Here is a 23,742-nt window from a genome sequence, read left to right on the forward strand (position 1 = left end):
ATTCTTTGCGGCTCTAGGGCTGGAGCCTCCTCCGAAGATTCTAGGCATCCATCCTCGCACCTAGATACACACCTGAAGTATGCCCAAATGCCTCTGAGCCCTTTGGTATCAAGGGATTAGAGGCATTTTGTTTGCCTAGTCACTGTCGAACTTGGGAGGAGGCTGACCCAAAAGTCCGCTAAAAAGCGGACTTTTGGAGTCAGCTTTCTTTACTTTTACATATTTTGTTAAATAAAAGGGCGATTCGCCCCCTTTTGTTTCCTTTGTTTATGCCGCTAAGGACCTTTGTTTGTCCTTAGCGGCTTTCTTGAGGAGATTATGGGCAACGCAAATAAGCCCCCATTCTATGGAAATTTTTTGGAGGCCTCGGAGGACAAAGCGACGAAATCCGCGATTTTGCTTGATTTGCCCAAACACACTCTCAATGTCGGTTTGGCGTTGGCGGTATCGTGCTTGTCCTTCTTCACTCTCTAGTCGTTCACGAGCCATCTGTTTCTGTTCGTGATAGACGGGATTCCACTGCATGGTACGTCCATACTTGGAAGTTGTGCAGGCCGAACGGAACGGACACTCTTCGCATTCGTGGCATTGGTAGTGCTGGATGACCGAAGTATACCCAGATTCTGTGGTCTGCTTCGAAGTTCCTATACGGACCAGTTTTTTCCCGTTCGCACAAATCCAAACGTCCTCTTCTTTCTTGTATGTCCAGTTCTGTGGATGGTGCGGGTTCTTCTTGACCTTGCGTGTGTTCTCTTTCTCATACGTGTTGTACTTGATAAACGCGGAAATGTTTTTTTCTTCGAGTTTCACGTAATTTTCCTCGGAACCATAGACAGCGTCAGCGGTCACGCATTTTGGTACCCCCCGTACTTCTCTCGAACCGTCTCTAGGTGTGGCAGAAGACAACGAGTATCGCTGGGTCTCTGGTGAAGCGAATACCCCAGAACGAACTGACCGGAAGAACCCACTTGTACGTTATAAGCCGGCTTCAGTTGGCCGTTGCGCATGTGGTCTTCCTTCAAACGCATGAACGTCGCATCTGCATCCGTCTTGGAGTAGCTGTTGCGGTCCCCGCATACTTGAAGTTAGTGTTCATACTTTTCACTGCGAGGCAAGTAGGCCTCCTTCCTCTTCTTGACAGCCTTCTTCAACGGTTGGTTGTCCGGCTCGGCCTCCAAACGTTTTTCCCACTCCTCGGTTTTCTTTCGGATTTCTTTTGAAGTAAAAGCAGGCGAAGCGTCGATTTCTTCCGCATTTTCTTCTTCGACTATCACATCGATCTGGGCAATGAACTGATCCACGTTGGCTTGTAATTTCTCTTGGTACTTCTCGGCGGATTTCCGCCAAACGAACGTGTATCGGTTGGCATTCGCTTCAATTTTCGTCCCATCGACGAAATAGTCTTCCATGTTGACATAGCCATCCGCGACAAGCAGGGTGATCATTTCTCGGAACAAGTCGTCAATCAGTCCTTTCATCCGTTCCAAACGAAATCGGTTGATGGAACGGAAGTCCGGCTTTTGAAACCCACTCAGCCACATGAGCGGAAGATGTACTTCTAATTGTCGAGCAATTTCTCGGCCATGATACATTTTTTGGGTGTACGCGTAGAGGATAATTTTCGTCATCATTTTTGGATGATAAGAAGAGGTACCGCCGCCTTTATAGTAAGGAAGAAACGTCTCCATCGGGATGCGCTCGACCATCTCGTGAACCACGTGAGCCATATTATCCGGTGGAATGAGATCGCTGTCGCTATTCATATCGCTCTTCCATTCATCGTTGTGATATAATGGATAAAAAACAAGTGGAGTGAAGTGAAATGAAAACTCCAGAGTTTCAGCGGAAAAACTATACGTATAAAGATTATGCAGAGTGGGATGGACAATGGGAGTTGATTGATGGCGTTCCTTACAGCATGGCTCCTTCGCCTTCTTTTACTCATCAGATCATCGTCGGGGAATTGTATGCGGCTTTACGGCCGTTTTTTCAAAATCAAGGCTGCGCGGTCGTTCTCGCTCCGTTTGATGTAAGGCTGCACGAAGGCTTTCATTACGAAAACGCTAAATATGTCGTGCAGCCAGATCTTTTCGTTGTTTGCGACAAACAGAAAATTACCGAAAAATGTTGCGATGGCCCGCCTGATTTAACTGTTGAAGTGCTATCTCCTAACACGGCGTTAAAAGACAGAAATGAAAAATATAACCTGTATCAACAGTTTCAAGTAAAAGAATATTGGGTTGTTGATCCTGTCCACCGAACGGTCGAAGTATATGGCTGGGAAGACGGTTTATACAAAAACAGGGAAGTATTCGGAGAACAAGATATGCTCGTTTCGTTCTTATATCCGGAACTGAAACTAAATCTTTCCGAAGTTTTTAGGCAGTTATGGTAGCGCATGCGTTGATTATCTATTTTTTACTCGACAATACAGAATTGTATGGCAGAAAAGCTAAGAATAGAGCCATTTTAACTAGTTTTTATTGGTTCATCAACACGCTACCATAACTTTTTTTTGTAACAAAACTACCAATCTAAACCTCATATTTCGCAACCTTTGCATAAATATGGGGTGTTTTTGAATATCACTGAATAGAGTCGACTGATAATCCAATAAGCTCCGTATTCATTTTGCGGAACGGTTCTTTCCACTGCTCGAATGCGATAAACTCGGTCGTGCATACAGGTGTGAAATCCCCCGGATGGCTAAATAGAATAAACCAACGACCACTATAATCCGTCGGGAGCGTTTTGGCGCCGAGCGTCGTAGGACCGTCACTTCCGGAAAGCGGTCACCGATTTTAAAAGGATTGCTGTTTTCCATTGTGTTGCACTCCTCGTCAAGAGTATATTCAGAGGCATAGTTTGTTTGCCTATCATAAATTCGCCGGACCGCTTTTTCTTGCGTTCCATCGCGTGTATACTGTAATTGTTAGAGCGTTTTTTTTTTTGATCGATATGATTAGGAGAGAATGATCGATGAATCGAATCAATGAAATCGCCGATGTTTGTTTGTTGGCAGGGAAAATTATGCTGCAAAGCGGAGCGGAAACATATCGTGTGGAAGACACGATGATACGGATCGCCGCTTCGTTCGGCATGCCATATTCTCATAGTTATGTGACGCCGACGGGAATTATTTTTGCGATTGACGGGGCCGGACCAACGAAACTCATTCGCATCGTCGAACGATCGACCGATTTGCAAAAGGTAACGATTGTCAACAGCATTTCCCGGCAAATCAGCAGCGGAGAGCTGTCGCTTGCAGAAGCGCATGAACGGTTGAAACAACTGGAAGGAAAGAATCTCGCTTATCCGTTTTGGATGCAGATTGCCGCATCAGCAATTGCAAGCGGTTGTTTTGTCATTATGTTTCAAGGAAAGTGGAGCGACTTTTTACCTGCATTTGTGTCTGGAGGAATCGGCTTTTACGGATTAGATTACGTCCATCGTTTAGTAAAACTCAAATTTTTCGCTGAATTTTTTGCGTCATTTCTCGCAGGAATTGTAGCGGTGTTGCTCGTTGCTATCGGTGTTGGCAACGATATTGATAAAATTATTATCGGATCGGTGATGCCGTTAGTGCCGGGAATGTTAATCACAAATGCCGTGCGCGATTTGATGGCGGGGCATTTAGTGGCAGGGTTATCAAAAGGAGCGGAAGCGTTTTTAACGGCGTTTGCGATCGGAACGGGTATGGCCGTTATTTTTGCGATGTATTAGGAGAGGAAAATATGCTGATTGAACAGCTTGTAACGAGTTTCATTGCCTCGGCCGCCTTTGGCCTCATTTTTAATGTTCCGAAAAAATTGCTCGCACATTGTGGATTTGTTGGGATGAGCGGCTGGTTCATCTATATTTTGTTTGTCCAATATGATATGGATTCTATCTTCGCTACGTTTGTAGCCGCTTTTTTTGTGGCGGTTGTGAGCCAAGCGTTGGCAAGAATGTACAAAACGCCGATGACGATTTTTAGCGTTTCCGGCATCATTCCGCTCGTTCCGGGGGGACTGGCGTATGAAGCGATGCGCCATGTTGTTGTGAACGACTACAATATGGCGATCCAGCTGGCGGCAAAAGCGTTTATGATCTCTGGAGCGATTGCGATGGGGCTCATTTTTTCAGAAGTCATAAACCAAATGATGAAAACTTGGGCTTCACGGTAGAAGTTTGAGTTTTGGACAGTAACGGTAGACACGTTTCATTAATAAAGCGCTCCGACATTCGTGACTTGAGCCATGAGAAGAGAGAATTTGCTTTCAGCTTGAAACAAAATATGACAGGTGACACAGGCACCTGTCGTTTTTTAAAAGAATAAGAAAGTATAAATTTTGGGCTCCCGCGGTTAGGATGCGAGCTGTCTAGCTCCAAGCGCCATCGGTGTGATGCGCTCCGCCCCACACTGCGGCCGCAGCCTCCTCGGTGGGGCTTGTGCGATCTTCGCCGATAGGAGGGCGCTTTGCGCTTTTCTTATAGGTTTTACCGTTTGTCGTTTTTTTGGTATAGTAGTATCGGAAATTTCACGTGATGAGAGGAGGACGAAAACAGTAATTTTAAAAATATACAAAAGTGTTTAAATGTGATGAAATATAGACATGAAACAATATAAACCAAAAGAGTTTGCAGAGATGCTCAACGTGTCCGTGAAGACACTACAAAGATGGGATAACGAAGGCGTATTGAAAGCTTACCGAAACCCAAAAGGAAGGAGATATTATACAGAAGAACAGTACAGAGAGTATATGGGGATTCCAAAGGAAAATCAAGTAGGTAAGACGGTGATATACGCCAGAGTATCCGACCGAAGTCAAAAAGACGATTTGGAAAATCAAGTGGAGTTTTTAAGAACGTTTGCTAATGCAAGAGGAATAATTATTGACGAAATTCTTACCGATGTTGGTAGTGGATTAAACTACAAAAGAAAACAGTGGAATAGGTTGATGGAACAATGTGTCGAGGGTAACATTTCAACCATTTTGATTGCTCATCAAGACCGATTTGTTCGATTTGGATATGAGTGGTTTGAACAATTTCTTGCAAAACATGGCGTAAAAATCATGGTAATCAATAACGAGAAGCTATCTCCACAGGAAGAATTCGTCCAAGACTTGATTTCCATTATTGAGGAGTTTAGTTGTCGAGTGTATGGTTTGAGAAAATACAGAGACAAAATGAAGGAAGATCGGCTATGAAAAAGGCTTATTTGGTTGAAATCAAACCGACAGCTGAACAAGCGATCAAAATAAACAAAACGATTGGTATATGTCGTTACGTGTATAACTTTTACATTTCAAAAAACAAGGAAATATACGAACAAGAAAAGCGATTCATGAGTGGGTACGAGTTTGATAAATGGCTCAATAACGTACACACGAAACAACAAGACCAATGGATGAAAGACGTATCGACAAAGGCTGTCAAGCAGTCGATGATGAACGCAGAAAAAGCGTTTAAAAACTTCTTTCAAGGAAAGTCTGCATTCCCTCGATACAAGCGAAAAAAAGACGAAGACGTCAAATGTTATTTTCCGAAAAACAACAAAACGGATTGGACGGTCGAACGACACGAATCAAAATTCCGACACTTGGCTGGGTTCGATTAAAAGAATACGGATATATTCCAAAAAACGCCATCGTCCGAAGCGGAACCGTATCGAAAAAAGCAGGACGATATTTTGTATCTGTTCTTTGTGAAGTCGAAGATGTCAAACCGACCGTTCCGCTTCAATCAACAGGGATCGGCATTGATTTAGGAATGAAAGCATTTGCCGTTTTAAGCGATGGCAGAGTGTTTCAAAACATCAACCACACACCAAAAATCAAAAAGCTGAAAAAGAAATTCAAGCGAGAACAACGCTCCTTATCTCGCAAATACGAATATCTAAAAAAGAGAGGTGAAGAACCTGCTGCTAAAAGAGGAGCGAATATAGACAAAAATATTTTTAGAGTGCAAAAGCTCCATGCTCGATTGGCGAATATTCGCTTGGAGTACGTGAAGTTCGTAGCGAATGAAGTGGCGAAAACCAAGCCACGATACGTCGTCATCGAGGACTTGAACGTCAAAGGGATGATGAAAAATCGCCATTTGGCTAGATCCATTGCAGAACAATGTTTTTATACGTTTCAAACATGGCTCATTCATAAATGCAAAAAATATGGCATTGAAGTAAGACAAGTCAGTCGATTTTATCCATCGTCTAAAATGTGTTCACGTTGTGGGCATATGAAAAAAGACCTCCAGTTATCGGATCGGATATATGTTTGCGATGGTTGTGGTCATACGATGGATCGAGACGTGAATGCGGCAATATCCCTTTTGCATGCGAAAGACTATATCGTTCTCACGTAACGAGGACGGTATGATACCGATTGCTAGTCGGGAATTAACGCCTGTGGAGAGCCATGCAAACGACAGTAGCCTTTTGGCGAGGTCGGGCTCGTTGAAACAGGAACACTCTAAAAATATAGGTTTGTCTATATTTTTAGTAGCAGAAATGGACAGTGGCTGGACATTCCAAATGGAAAAATATTCAGCGTCGGAAAAATGCACAAGATGCGAAACGCGGCAAACTGTTTATGAAATTAGCGAAAGAAATTTACGTTGCAGCAAAAATGGGCGGCGGTGATCCGAGCACTAATGCCAGCTTACGTCTCGTCATTGAAAAAGCGAAAGCGGCCAATATGCCGAATGAAAACATCGAACGTGCGATTAAAAAAGCGACGGGGAATCAAGAGCATACAAATTACGAAGAAATTCGTTATGAAGGATACGGTCCGGGCGGTGTGGCGGTAATGGTCGTCTGTTTAACGGATAATAAAAACCGCACCGCATCAAACATTCGGGTGGCGTTTTCGAAAAATGGCGGGAACCTTGGCGAAACAGGTTGCGTCTCTTATTTGTTTGAACGGAAAGGATTGCTTGTCATTGCTCGGGAAGATTTAGATATAGAAGAAGACGACATGCTTCTTCAAGCGATTGAAGCGGGAGCGGAAGAAATGGAAACAACGGATGATTCGTTTGAAATTTACACGACTCCAGAAAATTTTGAAGAGGTTAAAAACCAGCTTGCCGCTAACGGTTTTACGTTTGTAAACGCCGAAATCACCATGATCCCGCAAACGTACACGACATTAACAGGCGACGACTTGACAAAAATGTTAAAGCTCATTGACATGTTAGAAGATGATGATGATGTCCAAGAAGTGTATCACAACTTAGACGAGTCAGGTCTTGAATAAAGATCGGTGATCTATCAATGTTTTCTAAAATCTAACAACTAAAAATGAAATGGTTACGGTATACATTTTTTAAGGTCACTCTAATGTATAGAAAATCATTCTTACAGAGAGTGACTTTTCTTTATTTGTAGAAATGGATAAATTGATTTTTGATGGAAAAAATAGAAATAGACATCTTGTTTTGAAAGAAGGGGAAAGTAATGCGGATTTTCATTGCTTTGATGATGTTTATTTCGCTATTCGGTTCTTCAAGCGTATTTGCACAATCATCTGCCGTTCAAATGACGATTCTTTTAGAACGCATGTATGTAGATGGGGAAGTCAGCGAAGAAATTAGAAAAGAAACGGTGACTTCTATGAAAGACATATGGGAAAAATATAAAGGATGGCAGTTGGTCGATCTAGACGATAGCCAAATCGTCTTTCAAAAAAAGGTAAATGATATTTCGCCGTTATTAAAGGCAAACGGCTATTTCGGCTTAACGAAAGATGGAACGTTGTCGATTTTTGAAGGAAAACCGAACGAATCGTCGCGCGTCATTCAATCGTTTTTTCAAATTGATATCAAAAAACTAGAAAGCCGTCAACAAAAGCGATTGCAAAAAGGCATTCGCGTCGTTTCGAAATCGCGATATCAAGATATTATTGAAACATATCGCCCGTTTGCACTCACTCCTTAAAAGGCTTATCGGCTGGATAAGTCTTTTTGTTTTGAATCTCAAGAAGAATATACATTCGCTTTTTTTAGAGGATATGGTACAATGAAAAACAGTGAGAATAAGGAAAGGGCGAGCAGTTTTGATTGAGTTTGTACGAGGATATGTCGATTACGTTTGTCCGGAATACATTGTTGTTGAAGCGAATGGAGTCGGTTATCAAATTTTTACGCCGAATCCGTTTTCGTTTCAACCAAGTCGTGATACAATCGTGACCGTCTACACATATCAATATGTACGTGAAGATGTCATTGCTTTATACGGGTTTCGAACGCGAGAAGAACGGATGCTGTTTGCGAAGCTTCTTCAAGTTTCTGGAATCGGGCCAAAAGGAGGGCTTGCCATTTTGGCAGCGGGAGAGCCGCAGCAATTAGTGCAAGCGATTGAAGAAGAAAATGAAGCATTTTTATGCAAATTTCCAAGCGTCGGGAAAAAAACGGCAAGGCAAATGATTCTCGATTTAAAAGGAAAATTGCAAAATGTCATCCCGAATACGCTCCCCGATTTATTTATGGAATGGGCCGATTCAGATTGTTCAACTGCGCTTGATGAAGCGATTGAGGCGCTGCAGGCGCTTGGATATGCCGAACGAGAAATTCGCAAAATCGTGCCGATGCTAAAAAAAGAAACGCTGTCTACCGATCAGTATATTAAGCGTGCCCTGCAATTATTATTAAAGTAGGGAGGGGAAAACGATGGAAGAACGCCTTGTTGCAAGCGATGCTTCCAGCGAAGATGTGTCGCTTGAATATAGCCTCCGCCCGAAGTTTTTGCAAGAATATATTGGACAAGATCAAGTTAAAGAAAATTTAAAAGTGTTTATCGAAGCGGCGAGAATGCGCCAAGAAACGCTTGACCACGTGCTTTTGTATGGGCCTCCCGGGCTTGGCAAAACGACGTTAGCGGCGATCATCGCCAATGAAATGGGCGTTCATGTGCGCACGACATCAGGTCCGGCGATCGAGCGTCCCGGCGATTTGGCCGCCATTTTAACATCTCTTGAACCGGGAGATGTATTGTTTATCGACGAAATTCATCGCCTTCATCGTTCTGTGGAAGAAGTATTATATCCAGCTATGGAAGATTTTTGCTTAGATATCGTCATCGGAAAAGGTCAAACGGCGCGTTCGATTCGCATTGATCTGCCGCCGTTTACGCTTGTCGGGGCCACGACGAGAGCGGGAGCGTTGTCGGCACCGCTTCGTGACCGGTTTGGCGTGTTGAGCCGGCTCGAGTATTATCAGCCGGAGCAGCTTTCGCAAATTGTCAAGCGCACAGCTGATATTCTTGAAGTGTCCATCGAGGAAGAGGCAGCGTTTGAAATCGCCCGCCGCTCGCGGGGCACGCCGCGCATTGCCAACCGCCTGTTGCGCCGCGTCCGGGATTTTGCCCAAGTGAAAGGCGACGGAACGATCACAAGTATATTAGCTAGAGAAGCGCTTGAATTACTGCAAGTCGACCGGTTAGGGCTGGACCATATCGACCATAAATTACTAAAAGCGATGATCGAAAAGTTTCGCGGCGGCCCTGTCGGATTGGACACAATCGCCGCAACAATCGGCGAAGAAGCACAAACGATTGAAGACGTATACGAACCGTATTTATTGCAGATCGGTTTTTTACAGCGAACGCCGCGTGGCCGTATCGTCACGCATTACGCATATGAACATTTTGGGATGGAGGTGCCGAAATGATGAGCAGCTTTCCAAAAATCATTATGATGATCGGGGCTATCTTGATTATTGTCGGATTTCTTATGCAGTTTATTAAACTTGGCAGACTCCCTGGAGATATTGTCATTCAAAAAGGAAACACAACCTTTTATTTTCCAGTTGTCACATCGATTATATTAAGTGTAGTGCTTTCGCTCATTTTTTACGTCATCGGCCGATTTCGCTAAAAAACAATATAGGAGATTAGGCGTGTTGATTAACCAATAAAAGCAAGTTGACATCGCTCTATTCCTAGCTTTTCTACCGTTGTCGGCAAACGAACCGTTTGCCGACTGGGCATGCGCACAGCATGCCCTCCTCGAACAATGAACGCTTTGCGGGCAAATGACATTTGCCCGCCGGCGTTCTTGTTCGAGGAAAAAGCAGAAAAGCTTATGTTCAGCCATATGATTCTATGTTTTTTAGTAAAATAATGGATAATCAACACTAGTGATAGGAGATAGGTGAAGATTGATGAAAGTAGACTTGTTTGATTTTCATTTGCCGGAAGAATTAATTGCCCAAACGCCGCTTCCAAACCGGGAAGCATCAAGGCTGATGGTACTGGATAAGCGGACGGGGGCAATTAAGCATGAAACTTTTCGCTCTATTTTATCGTATTTACGTGAAGGTGATTGTCTTGTTTTAAATGATACTCGCGTATTACCGGCACGCCTTTATGGCGAAAAAGAAGATACGGGCGCCAAAATGGAAGTGCTTTTGTTAAAGCAAATCGAAGGAGACGAGTGGGAAACGTTAGTCAAACCAGCGAAGCGTGTAAAAGAAGGAACGACGATTGTATTCGGTGACGGTCGATTGAAAGCAACGTGCAAAGGTGAGTTAGAGCATGGAGGAAGAGTCCTAAAATTCACATACGCAGGGGTTTTTTATGAAGTGTTGGAATCGCTTGGCGAAATGCCGCTTCCTCCTTACATTAAAGAGCAATTGGAAGACCGCGAACGCTATCAAACGGTATATGCCCGGGAACGCGGATCTGCTGCTGCACCGACGGCAGGGCTTCATTTTACCGAACAGCTGCTTGATGATATTCGCGAAAAAGGGGTTCATATTGCCTTTATTACGCTTCATGTCGGTCTCGGCACATTCCGCCCTGTCAATGTGGAAAATGTGGAAGAACACGATATGCACGCCGAGTTTTATCAAATGACAGAAGGAACGGCACACTTTTTAAACGAAGTGAAACAGCGCGGCGGGCGGATCATTGCCGTCGGAACGACATCGACGCGTACGCTTGAGACGATTGCCTCCCGCCATAACGGCACGTTTGTTGCCGAAAGCGGCTGGACGGATATTTTTATTTATCCTGGTTATGAGTTTCAGGCGATTGACGGCATGGTCACGAATTTCCATTTGCCGAAATCGACGTTGATTATGCTTGTCAGCGCATTAGCGGGGAGGGAAAACGTCCTGCGCGCCTACGAAGAAGCAGTCAAAGAACGGTATCGTTTCTTTAGCTTCGGTGATGCGATGTTGATTATTTAGGAAAGGAGCTGTTCATTTGGCTATTCGATATGAACTGATTAAAACGTGCAAACAGACAGGAGCAAGACTTGGAATCATTCACACACCGCACGGCTCGTTCGAAACGCCGATGTTTATGCCGGTCGGGACGCTGGCGACCGTTAAAACGTTGTCGCCGGAAGAATTAAAACAGATGGGTGCAGGGATCATTTTAAGCAACACGTACCATTTATGGCTGCGTCCGGGTCATGAGATCGTGAAAGAAGCGGGCGGCTTGCATTCATTTATGAATTGGGACCGCGGCATTTTGACAGACTCCGGCGGTTTTCAAGTATTTAGCTTAAGCGAATTTCGCAAAATTGAAGAAGAAGGCGTCTCTTTCCGCAACCATTTAAACGGGGACAAGCTGTTTCTTTCGCCAGAAAAAGCGATGGAAATTCAAAACGCGCTCGGGTCCGATATTATGATGGCATTTGACGAATGTCCGCCGTATCCGGCGACGTATGAATATATGAAAAAATCGGTTGAACGGACGAGCCGCTGGGCGGAACGATGTTTAAAAGCACATAAGCGCCCGAATGAACAAGGATTGTTTGGCATCGTACAAGGCGGTGAATTTGAAGACCTTCGCAAACAAAGCGTGCAAGACCTTGTGTCGCTTGATTTTCCGGGTTATGCGGTAGGCGGCTTGTCAGTCGGAGAGCCAAAAGAAGTGATGAACCGCGTGCTTGAATTTACGACCCCGCTTTTGCCGGCGAATAAGCCGCGTTATTTAATGGGGGTCGGCTCACCGGATTCACTCATTGACGGGGCGATTCGCGGCATTGACATGTTTGACTGCGTCTTGCCGACGCGCATCGGCCGAAACGGAACGGTCATGACGAGCGAAGGGCGTGTCGTCATAAAAAATGCGCAATATGCCCGCGATTTTACGCCGCTTGATCCAAACTGCGACTGTTATACGTGCCGCAACTATACGCGCGCTTATATTCGCCACTTAATTAAATGCGATGAAACGTTCGGTATTCGCTTAACTTCTTATCATAACGTCTATTTTCTGATAAAATTAATGGAGCAAGTTCGTCAAGCGATTCGCGAAGATCGCCTTGGCGACTTTCGCGACGAATTTTTCGAACGATATGGATTTAATAAACCGAATGCGAAAAACTTTTAGAAAGGGGGGAAAACAATGGCTACACTTGTCAATCTTTTACCGTTTGTTTTAATGTTTGTTATTTTCTATTTCTTGCTGATTCGCCCGCAGCAAAAACGCCAGCGCGCTGTACAGCAAATGCAGGCGAACTTAAAGAAAGGCGATAAAATCGTGACGATCGGCGGCTTGCACGGCATTATCGACTCGGTGGATGAAGATAAAGTCGTTATCCGCGCAGGAGATGGCACTCGTCTTACATACGATCGCTCAGCTGTTCGCGAAGTCGTAACTGAAAGCAAGTAACGGACGAAAAGGCTACCTTTTTGATATGGAAGGTAGCCTTTTTGAAACGGTTTTCGCAAGTGAACGGAGAATCAATCCGCATGCCTGCGCGCAGACGACATATTGACGCCCATCATTCCGCCGAGCATCGCTACAACGAAAAATCCGAGATGATACATCCATTGTTTCGTAGAAAATGATTGTTCTAATCCTAAAAATTGAAATAAAAAGACGATGAATGTAAATAATGCGCTCGTAGTTCCGCCCATAAGCCAACCTTTTTCTTTTCCTTTTCCGCCTGCGACAAATCCGCCAATAAACACCGATAAAAGAGAGCCGGCAAAAATGACCCATGTCAATGAAGACTCTTGAACGTCCGTCCATTTGAGAAAAAGCGATAATAATAAGCTAATGATAGACGCCAATAGAAAAATGGTCACAACCCCATAGACAATCGCTTTACCGAACCTAACCATTTTTTTCCCTCCGTTTTGACAGCTATTTTTAGGAAGAGTATATTCGCCAAAGGGCATGTTTAGAAGCGGTCTTGTCTAGTTTTTTCTTAGAAAAAGCCGGATGAGCGGAATGCGTGCGAGTTCTTCGTGCTTGATGAGCTTGAAAACAACTAAAAGAATGGTGTACACAACCGTTGTCATAGTCATCGCTGCTATAGTTCGTATATTGATCGGAAGCGAGGTCCACGAATAAAAAAAGGTGATATGTCCAATGATGCCCGATGCCGCCATCGCGATCAACGTATATATATACTCGAACAAATAGATTGAGTAAGAAATGGTTTTAACGATCGTGGCAAAATGAAGGAATGTGACAAGAACGGTACCGATGGCAATAGCTAGCGCAGCCCCCATAATTCCTAATTTTGGCTGCGTCGCTAGTGCAAAAATGCAAACGGTTTTCACGATGGAGCCGATTAGGCTGTTGATCATCGCCGCTTTCGCCAAATCAAGGCCTTGTAAAACAGCCTGCAACGGGCCTTGGCAATAATAAAAAAGGAAAAATGGGGCCATTACTTTAACGAAAACCGCTGCATTGCTTGTACCATACATCAGCTGCATAAGCGGATCGGCGAATACGTAGAGCACAACGACCGATAGTCCTCCCGTGATCAGGGAGAGGCGCATCCCCTGCTGAATACGGTGGTCAATGAGAGAGAACTGTTGCTGGGCGGCTGCCTCACTAATCGCTGGAACGAGAGATGTTGATAACGAATATGTAATAAACGATGGCAACATCAATAACGGAAGCGCGTATCCTGTTAGTTCACCGTATTGTTTCGTAGCTAACGAAGTGGTTACACCGGCAATCGCTAAACTATTGGCGACGACGATTGGCTCAAAAAACCATGCCATGGAACCGATCAGACGACTTCCGGTTGTTGGTAAAGCGATACGCAACAAGCTCATCAATGTGTCTTTTCCGGATTTAACATAACGGAAAAATTGAGAACGGATTTTAATCCGTTTTTTCCGTTTAAACATATATAACAAATAAATAAGCGAAGCTAATTCACCGATGACGGAAGAAAGCATCGCTCCTGCGGCCGCATATTCAATGCCGTACGGCAAAAAAAGGTTCGTGCAAAAGGCGATTAAACTAATGCGGACGATTTGTTCAAGCAGTTGCGAATATGCATACGGCTTCATTTGTTGCTTCCCTTGAAAATAGCCGCGCAAGACAGAAGAAATGGCGACGATCGGAACGACCGGTGAAATGGCCAACAACGGATAATAGGTGCGTGAATCGGTAAATAGCGTCGTTGCTAAAATCGGTGCTAGCAACATCATCATCGGAAAAAAGATGAGACTTAAAACGCCGGTAATCATCAAAGAAACGACGAGAATTTTTTTGACTTTTTGTTGGTCGCCCACCGCTTCCGCTTCTGCCACTAGTTTCGAAATCGCAACGGGCACCCCCATTTGCGTAATTGTAATCGCTAGTACTAACGTCGGAACGGCCATCATATATAAGCCGACCCCTTCTTCTCCGATAACGCGGGCGACAACGATGCGGTTAATAAATCCGAGCACCCTTGTAATGAGGCCGGCGGCGATTAAAATAAGTGTTCCTTGCAAAAATTTGGACATATCCAATTCCCCTCCCTTCTCAAACAAGACGATCTTTTATACAATTAACTATATGCAAGAGATATGAACAAGCATGACAAGTATTGCGAGGCAAAACAAGGAGCGGTGACAATGGAAAAAGAGCGGATGGATGTGTTGCGGGAGCAATTAATGCCAGCACTACAATGCAAATATGAGGAGTTTCGCTTGCTTGGCTATGATCACGTGACGGTTGAACAAATTTGGCAATGTTTGCTTAATAAAAAATGGAAAAATATGAACGAGGAAAAGAAACTATATGAATGGGTGAATGACATATTATCGCTTTCGATTGGAGAGTATATGTCGTTTTTGACGATGGAATCGTACCGTAAGCAGCGTTCTTATGGAGATGACGATTTAGAAGCGATATTAAAAGAGTTGTTATAGTAGAAAATTGACAGCTTGCACAAACTGCTTCATAATAGGAATGTTAAGGAATTTTGGCGGTTGCGGCGAGGTTTGTTGATGGCATAAGGAGGATTTTTATTATGGTAAAAAGAAGTCGCATTATCGCGTTTTTTCTATTGCTGCTTCTTTTAGGCAGCATGATGGGAACGACGATTCAGGGGATTTTACATAACATCAAGCTAGGACTTGATTTGCAAGGCGGATTTGAAGTGCTGTATGAAGTAAAACCGGCGAAGAAAGGCGATAAAATCGACAAAGAGACGCTCGCAAGCACTGTGAGCGCATTAAACAAGCGGATTAACGTGCTCGGGGTGAGCGAGCCGAACATTCAGACGGAAGGAAAAAACCGCATTCGTGTGCAGCTTGCCGGAGTGAAAGACCAAAACCAAGCGCGCGAAATTTTGTCGACGCAAGCGAAATTAACGTTTCGTGATGTGTATGACAACGTCTTAATGGACGGAAGTGACCTTGTCGAAGGTGGGGCGAAGCTTTCGTTCGATGAACAAGGGAAGCCGAGTGTGGCGATTAAGTTAAAAGATGCCAACAAGTTTAAACAAGTGACAGAAAAAGTGTATAAAATGGGCTCACCGAACAATTTATTAGTCATTTGGCTTGATTTTAAAGAAGGTGTCGATTCATACGCCAAAGAGGCGGGAAAAGCGAAACCAAAATATATTTCAGCTGCAGCGGTCAATCAAGTTTTTGACCAAACGGACGTATCGATTGTCGGAAACTTTACTGTAGAGGAAGCAAAGCAGCTCGCCGATTTACTAAATGCTGGTGCGCTTCCAGTGGAGCTGAAAGAAATTTATTCGACGTCCGTCGGGGCACAATTTGGTGAAAATGCCTTGCAAAAAACGATTTTTGCCGGAATCGTAGGCATAGCGGCGATTTTCCTTTTTATGATCGCTTTTTATCGCTTGCCGGGATTTATTGCTGTCATTACGCTATCCGTGTACATTTATTTGATTTTACTTATTTTTGACTGGATGAACGGCGTACTCACATTGCCGGGAATTGCCGCCCTTATTTTAGGGGTCGGGATGGCGGTCGATGCCAATATTATTACATATGAGCGGATCAAAGAGGAAATCAAACTCGGTAAATCGATTATGTCAGCATATCGCACGGGAAATAAAGGATCGTTTACCACGATTTTTGATGCGAACATTACGACCATTATCGCCGGTGTCGTCTTATTTATTTACGGGACAAGCTCGGTTAAAGGGTTTGCGACGATGCTCATCATTAGTATTTTAGTGAGCTTTATCACTGCCGTGTACGGCACGCGCTTATTGCTTGGTCTTCTCGTACATAGCCGCATTTTGCATAACAAGCCAGGGTATTTTGGCGTGAAAAAATCAGAGATTTTAAATATTGCGGAGACCGATGAGCATACAGAAGTGCCGACAAAATTTGCACGCCTTGATTTTGTTAAGCATAGTAAAAAATTCTTTATGCTTTCCGGTGCGCTGACGATAGCAGGGGTCATTGCGCTATTAACGATGAAGCTGAACCTAGGCATCGATTTTGCGAGCGGCACGCGCGTCGAAGTAATGAGCGATTCGAAATTAAATGTGCAGCAATTGGAGGAAGAGTTCAAAAAACTTCATTTGCAGCCAAAAGATATCGTTTTATCAGGAAATAAAGGCGAAATCGGCGTTGCCCGTTTTATCGGTGTATTAAGCAAAAAAGAAATTTCCGAGCTTAAAACTCATTTCAAACAAAAGTACGGATTTGAGCCAAACGTCAGCACTGTATCGCCAACGGTCGGAAAAGAGCTAGCAAGAAATGCGTTAATTGCTGTTCTTATTTCATCGATCGGCATCATTATTTATGTGACGATTCGGTTTGAAATGTATATGGCGCTTGCGGCGATTGTGGCGCTATTGCACGATGCGTTTATCATCATTACGTTTTTCAGCTTAACGCGTCTAGAAGTTGATTTAACGTTTATCGCTGCCGTATTAACGATTATCGGTTATTCGATTAATGATACGATTGTGACGTTTGACCGGATTCGCGATTTAATGAAAAAGCGGAAAGTGAAAACGGTCGACGATTTAAAACAAATTGTCAACCGCGCGTTGCAACAAACGTTTACCCGCTCGATCAACACGGTTTTAACGGTCATTTTCACGGTCGTTGCGCTGCTGATTTTTGGCAGTGAAGCGATTCGCAACTTTAACTTGGCGTTATTAGTCGGGCTTGTGTCGGGTGTTTACTCGTCCTTGTTTATTGCATCTCAATTATGGGTCATTTGGAAAGGAAAACAGTTGAAAAAAGGGAAAATGAAAAAGCAGGCGGAAAAAGATTTAGAGCCGCAAATATAGAAAAATTCACAAGGATGCTCCTAAAAAGGGCATCCTGTTTTTATTGGAAACAGGATGGATACACTAATTTAAACGATGTTCTAAGAAAGGAAGATAATAGTGGAAAAAGAAGAGCGCTTTCGTCAAGCAGAGTTTGCGGCGGTCGTCGGGATTATCGGCAATATTGCGTTGGCGGTCGTAAAAGGAATCGTGGGAGTCGTCGGCCATAGTAAGGCGCTTCTTGCCGATGCCGTTCATTCCGCTTCCGATGTGGCTGGTTCCTTGGCCGTATGGATCGGACTGCGCGCGGCTAAACGTCCGCCTGATGAAGACCATCCGTATGGACACGGCAAAGCGGAATCGATCGCGGCGATTATTGTAGCGGTGTTTTTGCTTGTCGTTGGCGTTGAAATCGGCCGGTCATCGGTACAATCGTTTTTTCAACCACTTCAGCCGCCTGAGATGATCACTGTATATGTCGTCATCGCTTCCATCGTTATTAAAGAAGCGATGTTTCGTTATAAATATCGATTAGGAAAAAAATTAAATAGCGATGCGATTATTGTCAATGCGTACGAACATCGTTCTGATGTCTTTTCATCGATTGCTGCGCTTATCGGAATCGCGGCATCGATGATTGGAAGCGCATTAGACATAAAATGGCTCGTATACGCGGATCCGATCGCCGGATTGTTCGTCTCTCTCCTTGTCGTAAAAATGGCGTCGATGCTAGGCAAAGAATCGATTCATACGACGCTGGACCATGTATTGCATGAGGAAGACACAACGTACCTTCGCGAAGCGGTATTACAATTTCCAGAAGTCAAACAAATTCACGAATTGCATGCGCGAGAACACGGTCATTATGTCATTGTTGATTTAAAAATCGCGGTTGATCCTTTACTCACAGTAGAAGAAGGACATCGCATCGGAAAAAAAGTAAAAGAAAAATTGCTCGCATTGCCGAATGTAGAAAATGTGATGGTACATATTAATCCGCATTATCCGAAAAAAACTGAGTAATGTCATTGCCCGTCTTTTCCTCCTTTTGTATAATAGGGGGAGTTGAGGTGGGGGACATGTTAACAGCGAAAACACGATGGGACGTTAAACGTCCTAATATCGATAAAATCAATGAGTTAGCCCAACAGTTGAACATTGCTCCGCTCGTTGCTTCGTTGCTCATTAATCGCGGAATCGATACGGCTGAAGCTGCAAAGGCATTTTTATACCCAGCGAAGCAGCCGTTTCATGATCCGTTTTTGTTGGATGGAATGGATCGGGCGGTTATGCGAATTCAACAGGCGATACAGACTGGCGAACGCATTCTTGTATTTGGCGACTATGATGCGGATGGAGTCAGCAGCACAACGGTGATGGTCAGTGCATTGGCAGAAATGGGCGCAAATGTCGATTTTTATATTCCAAATCGCTTCACTGAAGGATACGGCCCGAACGAGCGAGCGTTTCGTTTGGCAAAAGAGAACGGCGTTTCACTCATTATTACGGTCGATACAGGAATTGCGGCCGTAAAGGAAGTGGCATTGGCGAATGAACTCGGAATGGATGTGATTATAACGGACCATCACGAACCTGGGCCGGTGCTGCCAGAGGCGCTGGCCATTATTCATCCGAAAAAACCGGGAAGTACGTATCCGTTCCGCGAGTTGGCGGGAGTAGGCGTGGCGTTTAAAGTGGCGCACGCATTGCTTGGAGAGGTGCCGAGCCATTTGCTTGATGTGGTCGCGATTGGCACGATTGCCGATCTTGTGTCACTTACAGGTGAAAACCGTTTGCTCGTTGTAAAAGGACTCGAACAATTGCGAACAACGAGGCGCGTCGGGCTACGCACGTTGTTGAAACAGTGTGGAGTGAACATGCAGCAAATTAATGAAGAAACGGTCGGGTTTGTCATCGCTCCGCGCATTAATGCGGTAGGTCGGTTAAGCGATGCTGATCCAGCCGTGCGGCTACTGATGACAAATGACGAAACAGAAGCGCAAATGTTGACGGCGGAAATGGAAGCGCTCAACCAGGAACGGCAGCAACTTGTTAACGACATAACTGAAGAAGCAATCGCGATGATTCAAGACCGGTTTCCGCCGGATGCGTACCGCGTCCTTGTCGTAGCGAACGAAGGCTGGAACGCTGGCGTTGTGGGCATCGTTGCTTCTAGGCTAGTGGAACAATTTTATCGGCCGACCATCGTATTAAGCATTGACCGGGACAAAGGGATAGCGAAAGGATCGGGTCGAAGCATTCACGGGTTTGATCTATTTTTGCATTTATCGGCGTGTCGCGATATTTTGCCGCATTTCGGCGGCCATCCGATGGCGGCAGGGATGACGCTAGCAATCGAGCATGTTGATGAATTGCGGGAGCGTCTCAATGCGCAGGCTTCCGAAATATTGGCGGAAGAAGATTTCATCCCGATCACATCGATTGATGCAACGTGTTCGGTTCGCGATATTACGATCGAGGCGGTTGAACAAATGGAGCAATTAGCCCCGTTCGGAGTGGATAATCCGAAGCCGCTCATTTTGATTGAGGATGCATCGGTGCAAACGATTCGCCGTATTGGGGCTGATCAGTCACATGTAAAAATGGTGTTTGAACAAGATGGCGCAACGCTTGACAGCGTCGGCTTTGGGTACGGATATTTGCACGACGAAATCGCCCGCGATGCGAAAGTATCCGTTGTCGGATCGTTGTCGATGAACGAATGGAACCATCTTCGGAAACCGCAGCTCATGATTTGCGATGTATTGGTACGAGAATGGCAACTGTTTGATATGCGCGGCATGAAGCATGTGCATTCTATTTTTTCGTCTCTCCCTGCTGAAAAACGGTTATTGATTGCTTTTCGGCAAGATACGGTAGAAGCGTTACGATTGCATGCATATCGCGAAGAAATCTATGTGATCACATCAACGGAAGAAGCGAAACGGCTTTCAGTCGACGGACGTTTCATCGTATTTCTCGATATGCCACCATCGCTTGAAGTCATAAAAGTTTTATTAAGTTATAGTTTACCTGCACGCATTTATGCGTTATTCTATCAAAGGGAGACTCATTTTTTCAGCACGATGCCGACGCGCGATCATTTTAAATGGTTTTACGCGTTTTTGTTGCAGCGCGGTTCGTTTCATTTAGAAAAGTATGGTGATGAGTTAGCACGTTCGCGCGGCTGGACGAAAGAGACGATCCATTTTATGGTACAAGTGTTTTTAGAATTGCAGTTTGTTACGCTGCATAACGGGGTTGTTTCACTTGTCCATCAGCCGGAGAAGCGGGATTTAATGGATTCGCCGACGTATCGGTTGAAACATGCTCAATTTGAGCTAGAAAATATTCTTTTGTATTCATCATATGAACAATTAAAGCGCACCTTTTTTGAAATAACAGGTTCGCAAGTGTATGAGGAGGCAAAGTAATGGATTTAAAACAATATGTAACCATTGTTCCTGATTTCCCTAAACCTGGGATTATGTTTAAAGATATTACGACGATTATGGATAAAGGGGAAGTATATAAGTACGCGACGGATCAAATCGTGCAATATGCGCGCGAAAAGAAAATCGATCTTGTCGTTGGACCAGAAGCGCGCGGATTTATTATCGGCTGCCCGGTTGCGTATGCGCTTGGTGTAGGATTTGCACCGGTGCGCAAAGAAGGAAAACTGCCGCGCGAAGTCGTTCGTGTCGAATACGGCTTAGAATACGGGAAAGACGTCTTGACGATGCATAAAGATGCAATTAAACCAGGACAGCGCGTATTAATTACAGATGATTTGTTAGCGACGGGAGGAACGATTGAAGCGACGATCAAGCTTGTCGAGCAGCTTGGCGGCGTTGTAGCGGGCATTGCGTTTTTAATTGAATTGACATATTTGGAAGGTCGCAAAAAATTAGAAGGGTATGACATTTTAACGTTGATGCAATTTTAAACATCGACATATGTGTGTCATTTCGTTAAAATAGAAAGAAGAGATGTTTTCGCAGAGGGCACTCCGTTGGGTGCTCTTTCTTATTAGTTTCAACACTTTACATGTCGAAAATTTTTCACGATAATAGTATCAAATTCTATCCAAAGGTGATCTCATGGCCAACGAACAGGTGTTAACGGCGGAACAAGTCATCGAATATGCAAGTCGATATTTGCCGGAAAAGGATGTCGAATTCATAAAAAAAGCGTACGAATTTGCAAAAGAAGCTCACCACGAGCAATACCGGAAATCGGGGGAACCGTACATTATTCATCCGATTCAAGTGGCGGGCATTTTAGTCGATTTAAAAATGGATGCGACGACAATTGCTGCAGGATTTTTGCATGATGTCGTCGAAGACACAGCTGCCACGAAAGAAGATTTAGAAAAAGAGTTTGGCGATGAAGTAGCGATGCTTGTTGACGGTGTAACGAAGCTTGGCAAAATTAAATATAAATCGCATGAAGAACAGCAGGCGGAAAATCACCGAAAAATGTTTTTGGCGATGGCTCAAGACATCCGCGTTATTTTAATTAAATTGGCGGACCGCCTTCACAACATGCGGACGCTGAAGCATTTGCCGCTTGAAAAGCAGAGAAGAATCGCGAATGAAACGCTCGAAATTTTTGCGCCGCTGGCACATCGGCTTGGGATTTCGAAAATTAAATGGGAGCTTGAGGATACGGCGCTCCGCTATTTAAATCCACAACAATATTACCGAATTGTCAATTTGATGAAAAAGAAACGTGCTGAGCGTGAGCAATATTTAGAGGAAGTCATTCAAGAAGTGCGTGAACGGTTAAACGAAGTGTCGATTAAAGGCGAAATTTCTGGGAGACCGAAACATATTTACAGCATTTATCGGAAAATGGTGTTGCAAAATAAACAATTTAACGAAATTTATGATTTGTTAGCTGTTCGCATTATCGTCAACAGCATTAAAGACTGCTATGCTGTATTGGGCATCATTCATACATGTTGGAAGCCGATGCCTGGCCGCTTTAAAGATTATATCGCCATGCCGAAGCCGAACATGTACCAATCACTGCATACGACGGTAATCGGTCCGAAAGGTGAGCCGCTCGAAGTGCAAATTCGCACGTTTGAAATGCATCAAATTGCTGAGTTTGGGATTGCGGCCCACTGGGCGTATAAAGAAGGAAAAACGGTCAAGCCGAATTCATTTGAAGAAAAGCTTTCATGGTTCCGCGAAATTTTGGAATGGCAAAACGACGCGAGCAACGCGGAAGAATTTATGGAAACGTTAAAAATGGACTTGTTCTCCGATATGGTGTTCGTGTTTACGCCAAAAGGAGACGTCATCGAACTGCCAGCCGGCTCGGTGCCGATCGATTTTGCTTACCGTATCCATTCGGAAATTGGAAACAAAACGATCGGTGCGAAAGTGAACGGAAAAATGGTGCCGCTTGATTATAAACTAAAAACAGGTGACATTGTCGAAATTTTAACGTCGAAACATTCGTACGGACCGAGCCAAGATTGGTTGAAACTGGCGCAAACATCCCATGCGAAAAATAAAATTCGGCAATTTTTCAAAAAGCAGCGGCGCGAAGAAAATATTGAAAAAGGAAAAGAACTCGTTGAAAAAGAAATTCGCAATCTCGGCTTTGATGTAAAGGATATATTAACAGCGGAGAACGTCAAGCGAGTTGCAGAAAAATTTAACTTTTCCAACGAAGAAGATATGTATGCGGCCGTCGGCTATCACGGTATTACTGCGGCGCAAATCGCTCATCGGTTAACCGATAAATGGCGGAAGCAGAGAGATTTGGAAGAACAACAAAGAAAGTTGGCGGAAGCGGCCCAAGAAATGAAAACGCCGATCGGGAAAAAACGCGATTGCGGCATTCGCGTGCAAGGAATCGATAATTTATTAATCCGGCTGTCGCGCTGCTGCAATCCGGTTCCGGGCGACGAAATTATCGGCTTTATTACAAGAGGGCGCGGAGTCTCCGTTCATCGTGCCGATTGTCCGAACGTTCAGACGGAAGAAGCAGAAGACAGGCTCATTTCGGTGGAATGGGAAAGCGATGCGAAAACAAATCGGGAATATAATGTGGAAATCGAGATTTCCGGCTTTGACCGGCGCGGTTTGCTCAATGAAGTGCTGCAAGCTGTGAACGAAACGAAAACCGATATTTCCGCCGTTTCCGGAAGATCGGATCATCGCAATAAAATTGCAACGATTCATATGACGATTGCGATTCACAATGTGAGCCATTTACAAAAAGTTGTCGAACGAATTAAACAGATTCCCGATATTTATTCTGTGCAGCGAATCATGAATAATTAGAAAGGAATACGATC

Annotated in this window: 25 protein-coding genes; 20 read left to right on the forward strand and 5 right to left on the reverse strand. The window is 44.3% G+C overall.

The window, feature by feature from the left end:
• Window positions 1-267 precede the first annotated feature (267 nt).
• A complete protein-coding gene (locus HNQ34_RS17475; protein ID WP_312856114.1) occupies window positions 268-810 on the reverse strand; it encodes a transposase in 543 nt (180 codons plus the stop codon).
• A gap of 275 nt (window positions 811-1,085) precedes the next feature.
• On the reverse strand, window positions 1,086-1,763 hold the full coding sequence (locus tag HNQ34_RS17480) for a transposase (protein WP_246364017.1): 678 nt from the start codon (window positions 1,761-1,763) through the stop codon (window positions 1,086-1,088).
• A gap of 59 nt (window positions 1,764-1,822) precedes the next feature.
• On the opposite strand from HNQ34_RS17480, the gene HNQ34_RS09255 reads away from it, so the two are divergent.
• Window positions 1,823-2,395, forward strand: a complete 573-nt coding sequence (locus tag HNQ34_RS09255; RefSeq protein ID WP_183253852.1) for a Uma2 family endonuclease — start codon at window positions 1,823-1,825, stop codon at window positions 2,393-2,395.
• A 190-nt stretch (window positions 2,396-2,585) separates the two neighbouring features.
• Here HNQ34_RS09255 and HNQ34_RS17485 read toward each other — a convergent pair whose 3' ends face one another.
• Window positions 2,586-2,717, reverse strand: a complete 132-nt coding sequence (locus tag HNQ34_RS17485) for a redoxin domain-containing protein (RefSeq protein ID WP_409978366.1) — start codon at window positions 2,715-2,717, stop codon at window positions 2,586-2,588.
• A 262-nt stretch (window positions 2,718-2,979) separates the two neighbouring features.
• Between HNQ34_RS17485 and HNQ34_RS09265 the strand changes: the two genes are divergently transcribed.
• The 13 genes from HNQ34_RS09265 (at window position 2,980) to yajC (ending at window position 12,604) form a co-directional block, all read left to right on the forward strand.
• Window positions 2,980-3,723, forward strand: coding sequence for a threonine/serine exporter family protein (locus tag HNQ34_RS09265; protein WP_183253854.1), 744 nt, complete (start codon window positions 2,980-2,982; stop codon window positions 3,721-3,723).
• 11 nt (window positions 3,724-3,734) lie between these two features.
• A complete protein-coding gene (locus HNQ34_RS09270) occupies window positions 3,735-4,166 on the forward strand; it encodes a threonine/serine exporter family protein (RefSeq protein WP_183253856.1) in 432 nt (143 codons plus the stop codon).
• A gap of 429 nt (window positions 4,167-4,595) precedes the next feature.
• The gene (locus tag HNQ34_RS09275; RefSeq protein WP_183253858.1) at window positions 4,596-5,192 is read left to right on the forward strand and encodes an IS607 family transposase; all 597 of its coding nucleotides are present in this window, start codon (window positions 4,596-4,598) and stop codon (window positions 5,190-5,192) included.
• On the forward strand, window positions 5,189-5,602 hold the full coding sequence (locus tag HNQ34_RS17490; protein ID WP_246364020.1) for a helix-turn-helix domain-containing protein: 414 nt from the start codon (window positions 5,189-5,191) through the stop codon (window positions 5,600-5,602). The genes HNQ34_RS09275 and HNQ34_RS17490 overlap by 4 nt, the downstream gene beginning before the upstream one ends.
• A complete protein-coding gene (locus HNQ34_RS09280) occupies window positions 5,518-6,348 on the forward strand; it encodes an RNA-guided endonuclease InsQ/TnpB family protein (RefSeq protein ID WP_246364023.1) in 831 nt (276 codons plus the stop codon). The genes HNQ34_RS17490 and HNQ34_RS09280 overlap by 85 nt, the downstream gene beginning before the upstream one ends.
• A 152-nt stretch (window positions 6,349-6,500) precedes the next feature.
• Window positions 6,501-7,238 (forward strand): YebC/PmpR family DNA-binding transcriptional regulator, encoded by a 738-nt coding sequence (locus HNQ34_RS09285; RefSeq protein WP_183253860.1) that lies wholly within the window; start codon window positions 6,501-6,503, stop codon window positions 7,236-7,238.
• Window positions 7,239-7,438: 200 nt separating this feature from the next.
• Window positions 7,439-7,918 (forward strand): intercompartmental signaling factor BofC, encoded by a 480-nt coding sequence (locus HNQ34_RS09290; RefSeq protein WP_183253862.1) that lies wholly within the window; start codon window positions 7,439-7,441, stop codon window positions 7,916-7,918.
• A 118-nt stretch (window positions 7,919-8,036) separates the two neighbouring features.
• A complete protein-coding gene (ruvA, locus tag HNQ34_RS09295; protein ID WP_183253864.1) occupies window positions 8,037-8,636 on the forward strand; it encodes a Holliday junction branch migration protein RuvA in 600 nt (199 codons plus the stop codon).
• A 13-nt stretch (window positions 8,637-8,649) separates the two neighbouring features.
• Window positions 8,650-9,648 carry a Holliday junction branch migration DNA helicase RuvB gene (gene ruvB, locus HNQ34_RS09300; RefSeq protein ID WP_183253865.1) on the forward strand — a complete coding sequence of 333 codons (999 nt, stop codon included), beginning with the start codon at window positions 8,650-8,652 and terminating at the stop codon, window positions 9,646-9,648.
• On the forward strand, window positions 9,648-9,854 hold the full coding sequence (locus HNQ34_RS09305; RefSeq protein WP_183254033.1) for a DUF2905 domain-containing protein: 207 nt from the start codon (window positions 9,648-9,650) through the stop codon (window positions 9,852-9,854). Before ruvB ends, HNQ34_RS09305 begins: the two co-directional genes overlap by 1 nt.
• Window positions 9,855-10,140: 286 nt before the next feature.
• The gene (gene queA, locus HNQ34_RS09310) at window positions 10,141-11,169 is read left to right on the forward strand and encodes a tRNA preQ1(34) S-adenosylmethionine ribosyltransferase-isomerase QueA (protein ID WP_183254035.1); all 1,029 of its coding nucleotides are present in this window, start codon (window positions 10,141-10,143) and stop codon (window positions 11,167-11,169) included.
• A gap of 16 nt (window positions 11,170-11,185) precedes the next feature.
• Window positions 11,186-12,322 carry a tRNA guanosine(34) transglycosylase Tgt gene (gene tgt / locus HNQ34_RS09315; RefSeq protein WP_183253867.1) on the forward strand — a complete coding sequence of 379 codons (1,137 nt, stop codon included), beginning with the start codon at window positions 11,186-11,188 and terminating at the stop codon, window positions 12,320-12,322.
• 15 nt (window positions 12,323-12,337) lie between these two features.
• A complete protein-coding gene (gene yajC / locus HNQ34_RS09320) occupies window positions 12,338-12,604 on the forward strand; it encodes a preprotein translocase subunit YajC (RefSeq protein WP_183253868.1) in 267 nt (88 codons plus the stop codon).
• A gap of 71 nt (window positions 12,605-12,675) precedes the next feature.
• On the opposite strand, the gene HNQ34_RS09325 is transcribed toward yajC, so the two are convergent.
• The gene (locus tag HNQ34_RS09325) at window positions 12,676-13,059 is read right to left on the reverse strand and encodes a TIGR04086 family membrane protein (protein ID WP_183253871.1); all 384 of its coding nucleotides are present in this window, start codon (window positions 13,057-13,059) and stop codon (window positions 12,676-12,678) included.
• Window positions 13,060-13,134: 75 nt separating this feature from the next.
• On the reverse strand, window positions 13,135-14,688 hold the full coding sequence (spoVB, locus tag HNQ34_RS09330) for a stage V sporulation protein B (RefSeq protein ID WP_183253873.1): 1,554 nt from the start codon (window positions 14,686-14,688) through the stop codon (window positions 13,135-13,137).
• Between the two features lie 111 nt (window positions 14,689-14,799).
• On the opposite strand from spoVB, the gene HNQ34_RS09335 reads away from it, so the two are divergent.
• From HNQ34_RS09335 to HNQ34_RS09360, 6 genes are all read left to right on the forward strand, one after another.
• A complete protein-coding gene (locus HNQ34_RS09335) occupies window positions 14,800-15,096 on the forward strand; it encodes a post-transcriptional regulator (RefSeq protein WP_183254037.1) in 297 nt (98 codons plus the stop codon).
• Window positions 15,097-15,197: 101 nt separating this feature from the next.
• On the forward strand, window positions 15,198-17,450 hold the full coding sequence (gene secDF / locus HNQ34_RS09340) for a protein translocase subunit SecDF (RefSeq protein WP_183253875.1): 2,253 nt from the start codon (window positions 15,198-15,200) through the stop codon (window positions 17,448-17,450).
• A gap of 99 nt (window positions 17,451-17,549) precedes the next feature.
• Window positions 17,550-18,452, forward strand: a complete 903-nt coding sequence (locus tag HNQ34_RS09345; protein ID WP_183253877.1) for a cation diffusion facilitator family transporter — start codon at window positions 17,550-17,552, stop codon at window positions 18,450-18,452.
• Window positions 18,453-18,508: 56 nt separating this feature from the next.
• Window positions 18,509-20,863 (forward strand): single-stranded-DNA-specific exonuclease RecJ, encoded by a 2,355-nt coding sequence (gene recJ / locus HNQ34_RS09350; RefSeq protein ID WP_183254039.1) that lies wholly within the window; start codon window positions 18,509-18,511, stop codon window positions 20,861-20,863.
• Window positions 20,863-21,375: an adenine phosphoribosyltransferase gene (locus HNQ34_RS09355; RefSeq protein ID WP_183253879.1), complete on the forward strand. Its 513-nt coding sequence runs from the start codon at window positions 20,863-20,865 to the stop codon at window positions 21,373-21,375. The genes recJ and HNQ34_RS09355 overlap by 1 nt, the downstream gene beginning before the upstream one ends.
• Before the next feature lie 154 nt (window positions 21,376-21,529).
• Entirely contained in the window at window positions 21,530-23,728 is a 2,199-nt protein-coding gene (locus HNQ34_RS09360) for a RelA/SpoT family protein (RefSeq protein WP_183253881.1), read from the forward strand.
• Window positions 23,729-23,742 lie beyond the last annotated feature (14 nt).

Origin of the sequence: Anoxybacteroides tepidamans (assembly GCF_014201465.1) — a bacterium.
GTDB classification, from domain to species: domain Bacteria; phylum Bacillota; class Bacilli; order Bacillales; family Anoxybacillaceae; genus Anoxybacteroides; species Anoxybacteroides tepidamans.

Coding starts and splice junctions, on each gene's coding strand:
- HNQ34_RS09325 (WP_183253871.1), bottom strand. CDS start 13,059: ATGGTTAGGTTCGGTAAAGCGATTGTCTATGGGGTTGTGACCATTTTT.
- HNQ34_RS09355 (WP_183253879.1), top strand. CDS start 20,863: ATGGATTTAAAACAATATGTAACCATTGTTCCTGATTTCCCTAAACCT.
- yajC (WP_183253868.1), top strand. CDS start 12,338: ATGGCTACACTTGTCAATCTTTTACCGTTTGTTTTAATGTTTGTTATT.
- HNQ34_RS09305 (WP_183254033.1), top strand. CDS start 9,648: ATGAGCAGCTTTCCAAAAATCATTATGATGATCGGGGCTATCTTGATT.
- HNQ34_RS09255 (WP_183253852.1), top strand. CDS start 1,823: ATGAAAACTCCAGAGTTTCAGCGGAAAAACTATACGTATAAAGATTAT.
- HNQ34_RS17490 (WP_246364020.1), top strand. CDS start 5,189: ATGAAAAAGGCTTATTTGGTTGAAATCAAACCGACAGCTGAACAAGCG.
- HNQ34_RS09360 (WP_183253881.1), top strand. CDS start 21,530: ATGGCCAACGAACAGGTGTTAACGGCGGAACAAGTCATCGAATATGCA.
- HNQ34_RS09265 (WP_183253854.1), top strand. CDS start 2,980: ATGAATCGAATCAATGAAATCGCCGATGTTTGTTTGTTGGCAGGGAAA.
- HNQ34_RS09335 (WP_183254037.1), top strand. CDS start 14,800: ATGGAAAAAGAGCGGATGGATGTGTTGCGGGAGCAATTAATGCCAGCA.
- queA (WP_183254035.1), top strand. CDS start 10,141: ATGAAAGTAGACTTGTTTGATTTTCATTTGCCGGAAGAATTAATTGCC.
- HNQ34_RS09280 (WP_246364023.1), top strand. CDS start 5,518: ATGTTATTTTCCGAAAAACAACAAAACGGATTGGACGGTCGAACGACA.
- HNQ34_RS17480 (WP_246364017.1), bottom strand. CDS start 1,763: ATGAATAGCGACAGCGATCTCATTCCACCGGATAATATGGCTCACGTG.
- secDF (WP_183253875.1), top strand. CDS start 15,198: ATGGTAAAAAGAAGTCGCATTATCGCGTTTTTTCTATTGCTGCTTCTT.
- spoVB (WP_183253873.1), bottom strand. CDS start 14,688: ATGTCCAAATTTTTGCAAGGAACACTTATTTTAATCGCCGCCGGCCTC.
- ruvB (WP_183253865.1), top strand. CDS start 8,650: ATGGAAGAACGCCTTGTTGCAAGCGATGCTTCCAGCGAAGATGTGTCG.
- recJ (WP_183254039.1), top strand. CDS start 18,509: ATGTTAACAGCGAAAACACGATGGGACGTTAAACGTCCTAATATCGAT.
- HNQ34_RS09275 (WP_183253858.1), top strand. CDS start 4,596: ATGAAACAATATAAACCAAAAGAGTTTGCAGAGATGCTCAACGTGTCC.
- HNQ34_RS09290 (WP_183253862.1), top strand. CDS start 7,439: ATGCGGATTTTCATTGCTTTGATGATGTTTATTTCGCTATTCGGTTCT.
- HNQ34_RS09270 (WP_183253856.1), top strand. CDS start 3,735: ATGCTGATTGAACAGCTTGTAACGAGTTTCATTGCCTCGGCCGCCTTT.